We start from the raw sequence: 13,043 nt of genomic DNA, 5'->3' as shown, positions 1-13,043 counted from the left end.
GCGGGTGCGACTGATCGTGATCGGCGGCGACGCGGCGGGCATGTCGGCAGCGGCTCAGGCCCGGCGCCGACGCGGCCCGGACGACTTGGAGATCCTGGCCTTCGAGATGGGCCGGTTCGTGTCCTATTCGGCGTGCGGCATCCCGTACTGGATCGGCGGCCTGGTCGACGGCCCGGACGCGCTGATCGCGCGGACCCCGGCGGCGTTCCGCACCGCCGGGATCGAGGTGCGCACCCGGCACGAGGTGACCGGCATCGACCTGGACGCCCGCACGGTGACCGTGCGCGACCGGGACGCCGGGCGGACCCGGCACGAGGGCTTCGACCACCTGGTCTACGCGACCGGCGCTAGCCCGGTCCGCCCGTCCTGGGCGGCGACCGACGCCGGCGGCGTGTTCGGCGTGCAGACCCTGGAGGACGGCAGCGCCCTGCGCGAGTGGCTGGACCGGGAGAAACCGGCGGACGCGGTGGTGATCGGCGGCGGCTACATCGGCGTCGAGATGGCCGAGGCGATGATCAATCGCGGACTCCGGGTCACCCTGGTGGAGAGGGCCGCGCAGCCGATGGGCACCGTCGACGAGGACATGGGCGCGCTGGTCGCCGCGTCGATCCGCAACCTCGGCATCGAGCTGCGCACCGGCGTCACGGTGGAGGGTCTGGAGACGGCGAACGGCCGGATCGCCGCGGTGGCCACCGACGCCGGGGCGATCCCGGCCGGGGTCGTGGTGATCGGCCTCGGCGTGCGGCCCAACACGGCGCTGGCCGAGGCGGCCGGGCTGCCGCTCGGGACGACCGGCGGCATCCGCACCGACCTGCGGCAGCGGGCGGCCGACGGGGTGTGGGCGGCCGGCGACTGCACCGAGGTGCACCACCGGATCAGCCGGCGCGCGGTGCACGTCCCGCTCGGCACGCACGCCAACAAGCAGGGCCGGGTCGCCGGGATCAACATCGGCGGCGGGTACGCCACCTTCCCCGGCGTGATCGGCACCGCGGTCACCAAGCTCTGCGACCTGGAGGTGGCCCGCACCGGCCTGAGCTCGCGGGAGGCGGCGCAGGCCGGGTTCGCGACGGTGACCGCCACCGTCGAGTCGACCAACCGGGCCGGGTACTTCCCCGGCGCGGTCCCGATGACGGTCAAGGTGATCGCCGAGCGCGACACCGGGGTGCTGCTCGGCGCCCAGATCGTCGGCAGGACCGAGGCGGCCAAGCGGATCGACGCGTTCGCGGTGGCGGTGTGGAACGGGATGACGGTCAGCGAGATGACCGGGCTGGACCTGGGTTATGCCCCGCCTTACGCGCCGGTCTGGGATCCGATCCTGATCGCGGCGCGCAAGGCGGAGGAAGTGGTGACCAGGCCCGTTATCCGGTGACCGTCCCGATGGTCACCGAGCCGCGGCCGACGACCGCGCCCTGGTCGGTCACGAAGCTCACCTGACCGGACAGGTGCCGCCCGGCCGGCGGGACCGCGGCCACGGTGACCGAGCCGGTGATCGAGGCGCTCGCCCCGACCGCCAGCGCCACCGGGGTGTTCGGCGCGCTGACCGTGCCGAGCGCCGGGCTGTAGTAGGTGTCCCGGTAGTCGTACGCGGTCGAGCCGGCCGGCACCGAGTAACCCTGGATCTCCACGGTGTAGGTGCCGGGAGCCGGCGAGGCGATCGAAACCGCCTCCTCCGAGTCGCCGTCCGCGGACCGGCCCTTCTCCACGCCGTTCTGGTCGTAGACGAACAGGTCCAGGTCGGCGGCCGGGTCGGCGGGGTTGCCGATGGCCACCTCGAGCCGGGCGGCGCCCTCCGGCACCACCACCGTGTAGTCCTGCACGCCGCCCTGCTCGATGGTCGGCCGCTGGGTCAGCGAACTGCCCAGCGGGCCACCCTGCGGGGTGATGGTGATCGGGCCGAACCGGTTGGCGACCGTCCAGGTCGCCGGGGTGGCCGTGCCGACCTGCACGGACGGCAGGGTGACGGTGGCCGGCTCGACCGTGACGCCCTGCACCTTGGCGGTCAGCGCGAACGGGTTGCTGAGCAGCGGCGAGGTGCGCCGGGACTCGACCTCCAGCTCCCAGACGCCGGGCAGCGGGTTGTCGTACGACCGCTCCTCCGGCTTGCAGGTCGCCGGGTCGGAGTAGTTCGTGTAGCAGTACGGGCTGGAGGTCGGCTCGACCGGCACGCCGTACGGGTTGATCGCGATCCACCGGGTCTGCGAGCCGGCCGCGAGCCCGCCCAGGTCGACCTGCAGCGAGGTGGCCTCCGGCGGCACCGTGACGAAGAACGACGTGGTGGAGTTGCGGTCGACCGAGCCGGAGAAGGTGTTCGCGTACGACGGGGACTTCGCCGCCACGCCGGTGACCACGGTGTTGAGCACCTCGAAGTCGACCGCCGGGGTGGCCGGGTCGTCGATCTTGAACAGCGCGCTGGTCACCCCGTGGCCGGCGGTCACCCGGACCGGGATCGTGACGGTCTTGTTCAGCGGCAGCCCGACCACCGGCGTGGTCAGGAACGCGCCGCGGTCACCGAACGCCGAGATCCGGTGCAGCACGGTCCGGTTCGGGCCGCTCGTCCGGGTCAGGGCGAGCGAGACGACCTTGGTCTGCCCGGCGGTGAAGCCACCGTCCGCGGCCGCGCACCGGTTGTAGATGCCGGTGCCGCTGCCCGGGGTGGGCAGGTACTGCGCGAGCGGGGTGCAGACCGGCGCCGACGCGGTGTAGGTGCGCACGTCGGAGATCCGGGTGAGCAGCTTCCACGAGGCCGGCACGTCCATCTGGCCGTACCCCTGCTCGTAGGCCTGCTCGCCGGGGATCGGGTCGGCGGTCGAGTACAGCGCCCGGCGGAGCTGAGCCGGACTGACGGTGATCTTGCGCTGCTTGGCCGCCGAGAGCAGCAGCGCCGCGCCGCCGGTGGCCTGCGGGGCGGCCATCGACGTGCCGTTCTGCATCGAGTAGCCGATCGGCAGCGTGTAGCCGACGGTGTCCAGGCCGGCCACCGGCTCCCAGGTCGGGGTGGCCGAGATGGCCGAGCCGGGCGCCGAGATGTTCGGCTTGAAGCCGCCGTCCTCGCGCGGGCCGCGCGACGAGAACGGGAACAGCTGCAGCGGCTTGCGGGTCACCGAACCGTAGTTCGCCAGCCAGGTCTCCCGGCTCACGCTGGCCGCGACGCTGACCGCGTCGGTGGACACCGACGGGTCACCGACGGTGTTGACACCGGAGCCGGAGTTGCCGGCCGAGATGAACAGCTGCACGCCGTACTTGGTGATCAGCTGCTGGTAGAGCTGCGCCTGCGCGCTGGAGCCGTCGTTCAGCGCGGGCAGGCCGCCGATCGACAGGTTCACCACGTCGACGTGCCGGTTGACCACCAGGTCGACCATGCCGGTGGTCAACGCGGCCGCGGTGCAGCCGCCGCCCCACGAGCAGGCCCGCGACGAGACGATCTTGGCGCCCGGCGCCTGGCCGTCCAGGACCCGGTTGCCGAGCAGGTCGTTGCCGGCCGCGATGCCGGCCACGTGGCTGGCGTGCAGGCCTTCCGGGATGCCGATGTTGACGAAGTCGGCGACCTGGCCGGGCAGCCCGGCCGGGGTGAGGTCGACGTCCTCGCGGTACTCGACCACGAACGGCATCCGCTCGGCGACCGGCGTCGCCGGGTTGTCGGTACCGAACCAGTTGACGTCGAACTTCTCCTTGTACGGCCGCATCACGGCGTCGTCGGTGAAGTCGAAGTTCTGGTTCACGTCGACCCGGATGTCGTGGCTGACCGGGTCGTAGAGGACACCCCACACGTCGGTGGTGTCGCCGTCCCGGTTCACGTCGCCGGCCGGCTCGGACGCCTTGGTGATCGCCTCACTGAAGCGGTTGATCCGCCAGGTGCCGGCCGGCGCCGTCCAGGTCGCGCCCTGGTAGCTGAAGCTCGGCCCGGTCACCTCGGTGAGCATCGCCCGCCAGGTCGCGTCGTTCTCCACCAGCGGGTCGGTCGCGGTGACCCAGTCGACGATCTTCCGCTCGCCGGTGGTGGTCCGCTGCAGCGCCGGGTGGGCCAGGTCGACGCCGGAGTCCATCACGCCGATGGTCACGCCGCGCCCGTCGTAGCTCGGGTGCTGCCGCTTGAAGTCCACCGACCCGGTCTCGCCGACCGGCAGGTACGGGTTGTCGGCCGGAGTGCCGGCGCCCGGCCCGCTGGGCGGGCTGCCCTGCCCGGCCGCGTTCGGGTCGGCGGTCAGGTCCGGTTTCGGCACCTGGACCGTCTCGTCCAGGTCGACGCCGGCCACGCCGGGCAGCTTCGCGGTGGTCAGCACCTTGCCGGTGGGCACCGCGGCGAGCACGTAACCCACCTGGTCGAACCGCCGGGCGACGGTGCCGCCCAGGCCCTTCACCCGGGTCGCGACGTCGGCGGCCCGGCCCTGGTCGGTGGCGATGATCAGGGTGACGCTCGGGCGGTGCTCGGCGAGGGCCTCGGCGAGCAGTCCGGCGTCGTGCGAGCCGAGCGTCTCGGCCGGCGACTCCTTGGGGGTGACGTCCTCGGTGGCGGATGGGTTCTCCTCGGCCACGGGCGCCGGTGCGGCCGCGGCCGGCAACGAACCGCTCACCGTCGTCACGCCGGCGGCCAGACCGATCGCCAGGACGGAGGTGAAGGTTCGACGGCCCCAGCGGAATGGTTGTCTCACGTGTGGGTCCTCCGGGAGATGGGCCCCGGAAGGGATGTTCCGGCGCTCCTCCCGGGATCCTCCGATCGATCCGCATGGAAGTCACTACGCTCGATGACGTTCGTGACCTTCCCGTGACCAAAGTGGACGGCTGCACACACCCACCCCTGGTCAGGCCGCCCATACCGGACGCCGGCCAGGAGACGGAGTCCTCAGGGGACGTAGTCCTCCAACCGGGCCGGAGTCAGGCCGGCCTTGTGGATGGCCTTGAGGACGGCCAGGAAGTCGTCGACGAAGCGCGGCCGGAAGTGCATCAGGATGATGTCGCCGGGCTGCACCACGTGCGGGTCCTGCTGGTAGAAGACCTTGCCGTGGTCGGTGGTCTCGGTCCAGTTGAAGACCGCCTTCATCCCGCAGTCGTGGGCGGCCCGCAAAGTGGTGGAGTTGTAGGCGCCGCCCGGCGGGCGGAACAGCGTGGGCCGCTCGCCGTAGTACTTCGCCAGGCGGTCGGCACCCTCGCAGATCTGACGTTTCTGCCCGTCATACCCCAGGTAGGTCATCGTGGGATGGCTGATCGTGTGGTTCTGGATGGTGGCCCCGGCAGCCTGCAGCGGCTTGAAGTACTCCGGGTCCGGGTCGACCGCGTTGACCTCCAGGAAGAGCGTGATCGGCACGTTCGCCGCCTGGAAGAGCTTGGCCGCCAGCGGATCTTTCTGCCAGCCGTCGTCGATGGTGATGAAGGCGATCTTCTCGGTGGTGGGGATCCGCTTGAAGATCCCGGCCTTCCCGTCTCTCGGCAGGGTGAGCTTGGTCGGCGCGGGCGGCGGCGGAAACTGCGGGATGCGGCGCCGCAGACTCTCCGGAAGCGCGGCCAGCGCGGCGGTGACCGCCTCCGGCGTGCCGGCCTGGGTCGCCGGCACGGCCCCGGACGGATCCGGGCTCGGAGCGGAAGCGCTGGTCGCGGGTGGGGTTGCCGGGCCCGCCGGGGAATGGCCGCCGGCACTGCAGCCGGCTATCAGGGACACCAGCGCACCGGTGGCCACTGCCCGAAACAACCTGCTCGTCGCCATGCTCTGCGTCCTCGCGGTAGGTGAGTCCTCAGACCTGAGACGCTGAGGAACCCGTGCCATGTTCACTTGGACGTGCAAATGTGCTGTTCCTCATGACAGGCAACCCGGTCACGGGTGCGCTGACCTTAGGGTGGGCGGCATGGCGTTGCTGCACAAGGCGGAGATCCGCCCGTCAAAACTGGAGTTGCTCAGCACCTGGCTGCCCACCCAGCCCTGGTACCCCGGCCCACCGGCCCCCGAGGTGACCCGAGTCTCCGCCGGCCGTTTCGACGACCCGGCCGGCGCCGTAGGCATCGAGATCATGCTGGTCCGAGCCGGCGACGGCCCCGTCCTGCACACCCCGCTGACCTACCGAGACGCCCCGCTCGACGGCGCCGACGACTTCCTGGTCGGCACCACCACCCACAGCGTCCTGGGCAAGCGCTGGGTCTACGACGCCTGCGGCGACCCGATCTTCACCACCGTCCTGACCAACGTGATCAAGACCGCCGGCACCCAGGCCCAGGAGGAGATCCACAGCGACGGCCAGGTGACGATCCGCCCACCGTCCCTGCTCCTCCAAGGCACCGGCACCCCCGAAGCCCACGGCACCCTGGAGATCATCCGCATCCCGGACACCCCTGCCACCCCAGGCGAAGCCACCCTGACCGCCCACTGGTCCGGAGTAGACACCCCGCTGGTGCTAGCCCGCCTAACCCCCTGACCAAACACCCTGACCGCGCACCCTGACCACGCGCTACGGCCGTACCAAAAACTCAACCCACGGTCAGCGATGTGAAGCGAACCGCCCCCACCCACGACCTCAAGCCCAACCCCAACCAGACAGCGCGGCACCCCCGGTAACCAAACAGGTTCCGGGCGGGGGCCCTCTTCGAAGACATCAAGCCTGACGGGCTTCGAAGAGGGCCCCCGCCCGGAACCCCCACCTAGCGCAACCGCCCCTACAACCCCATGTCCTTAGCGATGATCATCTTCATCACCTCGGACGTCCCGCCATAGATCCGGTTCACCCGGTTGTCGGCGTAAAGGCGAGCGATCGGGTACTCGTTGATGAACCCGTACCCACCGTGCAACTGCAGGCACCGGTCGATCACCCGATGCGCCACCTCGGTGCAGAACAGCTTCGCCGAAGCCGCCTCGGCCGCCGTCAACTCCCCGGCGTCCAGCGCCTCCAGAGCCCGATCCGCCACCGCCTGGGCCGCGTCCACCTCAGCCTGGCAAGCCGCCAGCTCGAACTTGGTGTTCTGGAACGAGGCGACCGTCTGCCCGAACACCTTCCGCTCCTGGGTGTACCGCTTCGCGAACTCCACCGCCGCCGCGGCCTGGGCATAAGCCCCGAACGCGATCCCGAGCCGCTCCTGCGGCAGGTTCTGCCCGAGGTACGAGAACCCCTTGTTCTCCTCGCCGAGCAGATCCTCCACCGGCACCAGCACGTCCTGGAACGCCAGCTCCGCGGTGTCCGACGTCTTCAGCCCGAGCTTGTCCAGCTTGCGGCCCACCGAGTAGCCGGGCAGCTTGGTGTCCACCACGAGCAGCGAGATGCCGAACCGCCGGTCGTCCGGCTTCGGCGGCGACGTGCGGGCGCAGACGATCACCCGGTCGGCCAGGACGCCGCCGGTGATGAAGGTCTTCGCCCCGTTCAGGACGTAGTGCCGGCCGTCCTCGGACAGCTTGGCGGTGGTGCTCATCCCGGCCAGGTCGGACCCGGTGCCCGGCTCGGTCATCGCGATCGCGAACATCATGTCGCCGCTGACGAACGGCGGCAGCCAGCGCTGCTTCTGCTCCGGCGTGGCGAGGTTCAGCAGGTAGGGCAGGCAGAGCGCGACGTGCACGCCGGAGCCGCCGAACGAGACGCCGGCCCGGGCGGTCTCCTCGTACTGCACCGCGGCGAACTTGAACGAGTCGATCCCGGCGCCGCCGTACTCCTCCGGCACCTCGATGCCGAACAGGCCGAGCTCGGCGAGCTTCTTGTAAAACTCGCGGGGCACCTCGCCCTCGTGCAGCCAGTCGTCGTAGTGCGGCACGACCTCGGACTGCAGGAAGTCCCGCAGGGTCGCCCGGAAGGCTTCGTGGTCCTCGTTGAAAACTGTGCGACGCATGAGAACTCTTTCTTTACAGGCGGCGTCCGCCGTCGACGTACAGGGTCTGGCCGGTGACGAACGAGGCGGCGTCGCTGGCCAGGAACGCGACCACCTTGGCGATGTCCTCCGGGTGGCCGACCCGCCGCAGCGGGGTGATCTCAGCCGCCTTGGCCTGCATATCGGCAGCGGAGACGCCGATCCGAGCCGCGGTGGCGTCGGTCATCTCGGTGACGATGAAGCCGGGCGCGACCGCGTTGACGTTGATCCCGAACGGGCCCAGCTCCATCGCCAGGGTCCGGGTCAGGCCCTGGATGCCGGCCTTGGCCGCGGCGTAGTTCGCCTGCCCGCGGTTGCCCAGCGCGGACACGCTCGAGGTGTTGACGATCTTGCCGGAGCGCTGCGGGACCATGTGCCGCTGGGCCGCCCGGCTGCACAGGAACGCGCCGCGCAGGTGCACGTTCATCACCATGTCCCAGTCCGACGCGGGCATCTTGTGCAGCAGGTTGTCCCGCGTGACGCCGGCGTTGTTGACCAGCACGTCGACGCTGCCCAGCTCGGCGGCGACCTTGTCGATCACCGAGTCGACCTGGGCCTCGTCGGCGACGTCGCAGGCCAGCGCGATCGCGGTGCCGCCGGCCGCCTGGATCCGGCCGACCACGTCGGCGCAGTCGGCCTCGTTCAGGTCGAGCACGGCGACGGCCGCGCCCTCGGACGCGAACTGCAACGCGGTGGCCGCGCCGATGCCGCGCGCGGCCCCGGTGACGATGGCAACCCGGCTCATAGAGAGAACTCCCTTGTTCCTAGAAGGCGCTGATCCCGGTCAGCGCTCGGCCGATGAGCAATTTCTGGATCTGGCTGGTGCCCTCGTAGAGGGTCTGGACGCGGGCGTCGCGCATGAACTTGCCGACCGGGAACTCGTCGACATACCCATACCCGCCGAAGACCTGGATCGCCTGGTTCGCGGCCTTCACCGCGGCCTCGCTGGCGAACAGTTTGGCCATCGACGCGGCGGTGCCGAACGGCTGGCCGCGGTCGACCAGGTCGGCGGCGCGCCAGACGAGCAGCCGGGCGGCGTCGGTCTCCACCGCCATGTCCGCGAGCATCTCCTGGACGAGCTGGTAGGTGGCGATCGGCTTGCCGAACTGGGTGCGCTCCCCGGCGTACGCCAGGGAGGCCTCCAGACAACCTCGCGCCAGGCCCACACAACCGGAAGCCACCGCGATCCGGCCCTTGTCCAGCGCGGACATCGCGATCTTGAAGCCGGCGCCCTCCGGACCGAGCCGCTCGGCGTCGGCGACGCGCACCGAGTCGAGCGACAGCTCGGCGGTGGCCTGCCCGCGCAGCCCGAGCTTGCCCTTGATCTCGCGGCGGCCGAAGCCGGGCCGGTCGGTGGGGACCAGGAACGCGGTGACGCCACGCGGGCCGGGGCCGCCGGTGCGGGCGAAGACCAGCGCCAGGCCGGCCCACGTCCCGTTGGTGATGAAGATCTTCTCCCCGCTGATCAGCCAGTCGTCACCGTCCCGGACGGCGCGGGTGGTCAGGTTGCCGGCGTCGGAGCCGGTGCCCGGCTCGGTCAGGCCGAAGCAGCCGATCGTCTCGCCCGAGCAGAACCGGGGCAGCCAGTGCCTCTTCTGCTCGTCGGTGCCGTAGGCCTGGATGGTCTTGGCGACCAGGCCGAGGGTGACCGAGACGATGCCGCGCACCGAGGTGTCGCCGCGGCCCAGCTCCTCCATGACCAGGGCGTAGTCCAGGAAGTCGCCGCCCGAGCCGCCGAACTCCTCGGCGATCCCGAGGCCGAGGAAGCCCAGCTCGGCCAGTTTTCCGACGATCTTCGGGTCGACCTGCTCGGCGCGGTCCCACTCGGTGGCGTGCGGCACGACCTCGCGCTCCACCCAGTCCCGGGCGAGGTCGCGCAGCTGGTGCTGTTCCGCCGAGAGGGTGAGGTCCACGGCCCGCTCCTAAATTGAACGCTGTCAGGTTTCCCGTGCCATGTTAACTTAACGGTGTTAGGCGAAACAACAGTCAGGAGATGCCTCCATGCCGCGGCCGACCACTCCCCTGCTCAGCAAGACGGGCATCCGGGCCGCCGCTCTGGAGATCATCGACCGGGACGGGCTGGACGGCTTCAGCATGCGCAAGCTGGCCACCGCGCTGAGCGTCAGCGCCCCCGCGCTCTACTTCCACTACCCGACCAAGGAGCAACTGCTCGACGACGTGGCCAGCGAGATCATGGAGCAGGTCGACGTCAGCGCGTTCGCCGAGGGCTGGCGGGAGGGGCTGCTCGGCTGGGCCCGGTCCTACCGCGCCGCGCTCGCCGCGCACCCGAACATCGTCCCGTTCCTGGCGCACGGCCCCGGCCAGCGGGACGCCTCGCTGCGCCGCGCCGACGCGGTGCACGGCGGTCTGGTCGCCGCCGGCTGGCCGGCCCGGGACGCCACGATGATCGGCGCCTCGACGAAATACCTGGTGGTCGGCGCCGCGATGGGGTCGTTCTCGCGTGGCTTCGTCGACGACGTGCAGGTCTACCTGGAGCGGTACCCGGCACTCGGCGACGCGCACCGGCTCCGCGAGCACGCCGACGCGGTGGACCGGGACAGCTTCGAGTTCGCGCTGGTCACCTTTGTGGACGGACTTGCCGCCCGGCTCGCCCGTTCGGGACCGCCGCCGGTGCATTGATCACCGTTTTCCTGCATCGTGAAGGACGATGGGGATCCGGCGCATCCTGAACAGCCAGCGGCTCTGGCTCGACCTGGCCGGACTCGCCCTGTCCGCCGCGCTCTTCGTCGCCGCCTTCCACGCCCGGGACCCGATCCAGGACATGCTGGTCGGGGTGGCCACCTCGTTCATCTTCGCCACCATCCTGGACATGTTCATCACCCTGCAGAACCGGCTGGCCGACCGGGCCCGGGTGCACTTCTTCGGCGCCGAGCTGGTCCGCAAGGAGACCCTGATGTGCTACCCCGACTTCGTCATGCACGACGACGTCCGGGCCACCCTGGGCCACCACAACCAGCAGATGCTCTTCCAGCGGCCGCACTCCCGGTTCAAGGAGGTGACGGTGCACCGGATCGACATCCCGCGGGTGGTGGCGGCCAACGACATCCAGTCGCTGCTCTACGTCTCCACCGCGTTCGAGGCGCGCCGCACCTGCCCGCTGATCATCACGGTGGACACGTCGATCATCGACGACTGCGCGCGCAGCTTCGTCAGCTTCGGCCTGTCCAGCAACGACTGCACGCATCTGTACGCCAACGAGCACGCCGACCCGCTGTTCACCATCATCGAGGACGAGGTCGGCTCGGAGTTCATCCGGCTGCGCAACGGCTCGGAGTACCGCTCCACCAAGCGCAAGCAGTACGGCATCATCCTCCGCTACGCTCCGAACCCGGAGGAGTTCCCGGAGCGCCGCTGGCTGCTGGTCGCCGGCCTGGGCCCGGTCGGCACCACGGCGACCGGGTGGTACCTCTCGCAGCACTGGCGGCAGCTGGCCGGCAGCGTGCCGCGGGACAAGAACTTCATCGCGGTGCTCTCCACCGGCGTCTACACCGACCACGCCCCGCATCTCGAGGAGATCTGCCTGGATGACTGAGGTCCTGCTGGCCGGCCTGTGCACCCTGGACATCCTCCAGCTGGTGGAGAAATACCCGGCGGACAACGAGAAGGTCACCGCACTCGCCCAGACCGTCGCGGCGGGTGGCCCGGCCACCAACGCGGCCGCGACCGTCGCCCATCTCGGCGGGGCGGCGACGCTGCTCACCGCGGTCGGGCGGCATCCGCTGGCGGCCGGCATCCACGCCGACCTGTCCTCCCTGGGCGTCCGCCTGGTCGACTTGACCGCCGATGACCCGGGCCCGCCGTCCGTGTCGAGCATCGTGGTCAGCGCCGGGACCGGCAACCGCGCCGTCGTCTCCACCAACGGCGCCACCCGCTCCGTGGTCCCACCCGATCTGCCGCCCGTTCTGCGAGATGTCGGCGCCGTTCAGGTCGACGGGCACTATCCGGAGCTGGCCGTCGCGGTCCTGACCGAAGCGCGCCGCCAGGGCATACCCACCCTGATCGACGCGGGTAGCTGGAAACCGGTCACCCCGAGGCTGCTCCCGCTGCTGGACGTGGTGGTCTGCTCGGCCGACTTCCGGCCGCCCGGCCTCACCTCGGACCGCGACATCGCCCGCTTCCTGACCGATGCCGGCGTCCGCTGGATCGCCATCAGCCGTGGCGCCGACCCGCTGCTCCGCTGGACCGGCTCCGATTTCGCCGAGCAGCCCGTGCCGCCGGCCACGGTGGTCGACACGCTCGGCGCCGGCGACGTGCTGCACGGCGCCCTCACCCTCGCGGTCGCCCGCCGCCGGCCACTCACCGACGCCACGTTCGCCGAGGCCCTGGACGAGGCCGCCGCGGTCGCCACCCGCAGCTGCGCCTCCTTCGGCACCCGCTCCTGGATGGATCAGCGCAGCGCCAGCAGGGTCAGCTCCGAGACGGCCGGCTGATCAGTCTCGGTCGCAGCGGCCGCGCGCAGGAGCGCCAGACCCGCGGTGAACTCGCTGTCCGGGATGGCGAGCAGGGTGGTGTTGGCGCGGTGGCGGACCTTCTCGTGGAACTCGGCGAGGGTTGCCGCGTTGACCTGCCGGATCCGGCGTCGTTCGTGGAGTGCGAAGCCGGCCGCGGTGAAGGCCGCCTCGACCTGGGCCACCGACGGAAAGGTGTCCAGCACCGCGCCGGCCGTGGGGAAGAAGCGGTAGAGGGCGATCCGGGACTGGTCGCCGGGGAAGGTGCTGCGGATCAGCACCGGGGCGCCCGGTGGCAGGACCCGGCGCAGTTCGCGGGCGGCGGCCGGCAGGTCGGCGACGTGGTGGATCATCGTGGACAGCCAGGCGGCGCCGCAGCTGCCGGCGGCGAGGGGGATCCGCTCGGCTCGGCCCACCACCCGGGCCGCCTCCGGTGGGGCCTGCCGGAGCATGGCCAGCGCCGGTTCGACCGCGACGATCCGCACCCCGAACCAGCTCCGCAGCAATTGCGCGTAGAGCCCGGTCCCGGCCCCGAGGTCGAGCACCGGCCCGCGCACCGGCAGGTAGTGGCCGAGGGCCGCCCGCCAGCCGTCCAGCCCGCCCTCCGGGGCACCCCGGCCGGACTGGTACACCGCCGCCACCGGCCCGTCGAAGTCGATCCGCGCCATCGGAGCCTCCCGCAGCACCGAGGTGATCGCGAACGAACCCCGACCACCATCCCCTCGCGGGACGGGAACGCCGGAACCCGGTGGGCACCGC

Annotated in this window: 11 protein-coding genes; 5 read left to right on the top strand and 6 right to left on the bottom strand. The window is 71.1% G+C overall.

The window, feature by feature from the left end:
- Positions 1 to 4: 4 nt before the first annotated feature.
- Positions 5 to 1,369 (top strand): FAD-dependent oxidoreductase, encoded by a 1,365-nt coding sequence (locus BJY16_RS20430; protein ID WP_185041190.1) that lies wholly within the window; start codon positions 5 to 7, stop codon positions 1,367 to 1,369.
- Here BJY16_RS20430 and BJY16_RS20425 read toward each other — a convergent pair.
- Complete coding sequence (locus BJY16_RS20425) at positions 1,359 to 4,649, bottom strand: S8 family serine peptidase (protein WP_185041189.1); 3,291 nt, start codon at positions 4,647 to 4,649, stop codon at positions 1,359 to 1,361. The two genes, BJY16_RS20430 and BJY16_RS20425, sit on opposite strands and share 11 nt — an antisense overlap.
- A 191-nt stretch (positions 4,650 to 4,840) precedes the next feature.
- The gene (locus BJY16_RS20420) at positions 4,841 to 5,548 is read right to left on the bottom strand and encodes a polysaccharide deacetylase family protein (protein WP_239177988.1); all 708 of its coding nucleotides are present in this window, start codon (positions 5,546 to 5,548) and stop codon (positions 4,841 to 4,843) included.
- Between the two features lie 289 nt (positions 5,549 to 5,837).
- Here BJY16_RS20420 and BJY16_RS20415 point away from each other — a divergent pair, with 289 nt between their 5' ends.
- Complete coding sequence (locus tag BJY16_RS20415) at positions 5,838 to 6,401, top strand: CG0192-related protein (protein ID WP_185041187.1); 564 nt, start codon at positions 5,838 to 5,840, stop codon at positions 6,399 to 6,401.
- Between the two features lie 238 nt (positions 6,402 to 6,639).
- Here BJY16_RS20415 and BJY16_RS20410 read toward each other — a convergent pair whose 3' ends face one another.
- From BJY16_RS20410 to BJY16_RS20400, 3 genes are read right to left on the bottom strand one after another with little or no spacing between them, the layout of a single operon-like run.
- Complete coding sequence (locus tag BJY16_RS20410) at positions 6,640 to 7,797, bottom strand: acyl-CoA dehydrogenase family protein (protein ID WP_185041186.1); 1,158 nt, start codon at positions 7,795 to 7,797, stop codon at positions 6,640 to 6,642.
- 13 nt (positions 7,798 to 7,810) lie between these two features.
- Positions 7,811 to 8,560 carry a 3-oxoacyl-ACP reductase FabG gene (gene fabG, locus BJY16_RS20405; RefSeq protein WP_185041185.1) on the bottom strand — a complete coding sequence of 250 codons (750 nt, stop codon included), beginning with the start codon at positions 8,558 to 8,560 and terminating at the stop codon, positions 7,811 to 7,813.
- 19 nt (positions 8,561 to 8,579) lie between these two features.
- Positions 8,580 to 9,728 (bottom strand): acyl-CoA dehydrogenase family protein, encoded by a 1,149-nt coding sequence (locus BJY16_RS20400; RefSeq protein ID WP_185041184.1) that lies wholly within the window; start codon positions 9,726 to 9,728, stop codon positions 8,580 to 8,582.
- Between the two features lie 88 nt (positions 9,729 to 9,816).
- Here BJY16_RS20400 and BJY16_RS20395 point away from each other — a divergent pair, with 88 nt between their 5' ends.
- Genes BJY16_RS20395 through BJY16_RS20385 form a run of 3 tightly spaced genes read left to right on the top strand, consistent with a single transcriptional unit; the run spans position 9,817 to position 12,266 of the window.
- Positions 9,817 to 10,455, top strand: a complete 639-nt coding sequence (locus BJY16_RS20395; RefSeq protein ID WP_185041183.1) for a TetR/AcrR family transcriptional regulator — start codon at positions 9,817 to 9,819, stop codon at positions 10,453 to 10,455.
- 28 nt (positions 10,456 to 10,483) lie between these two features.
- Positions 10,484 to 11,368 (top strand): hypothetical protein, encoded by an 885-nt coding sequence (locus BJY16_RS20390; protein WP_185041182.1) that lies wholly within the window; start codon positions 10,484 to 10,486, stop codon positions 11,366 to 11,368.
- Complete coding sequence (locus tag BJY16_RS20385) at positions 11,361 to 12,266, top strand: PfkB family carbohydrate kinase (RefSeq protein ID WP_185041181.1); 906 nt, start codon at positions 11,361 to 11,363, stop codon at positions 12,264 to 12,266. Before BJY16_RS20390 ends, BJY16_RS20385 begins: the two co-directional genes overlap by 8 nt.
- Here the strand turns inward: BJY16_RS20385 and BJY16_RS20380 are convergent.
- Positions 12,224 to 12,952, bottom strand: a complete 729-nt coding sequence (locus tag BJY16_RS20380; protein ID WP_185041180.1) for a class I SAM-dependent methyltransferase — start codon at positions 12,950 to 12,952, stop codon at positions 12,224 to 12,226. The two genes, BJY16_RS20385 and BJY16_RS20380, sit on opposite strands and share 43 nt — an antisense overlap.
- Positions 12,953 to 13,043: the final 91 nt, after the last annotated feature.

This window comes from Actinoplanes octamycinicus (genome assembly GCF_014205225.1).
Classification (GTDB): Bacteria; Actinomycetota; Actinomycetes; order Mycobacteriales; family Micromonosporaceae; genus Actinoplanes; species Actinoplanes octamycinicus.
This window is presented reverse-complemented; position numbering and strand designations above follow the sequence as displayed.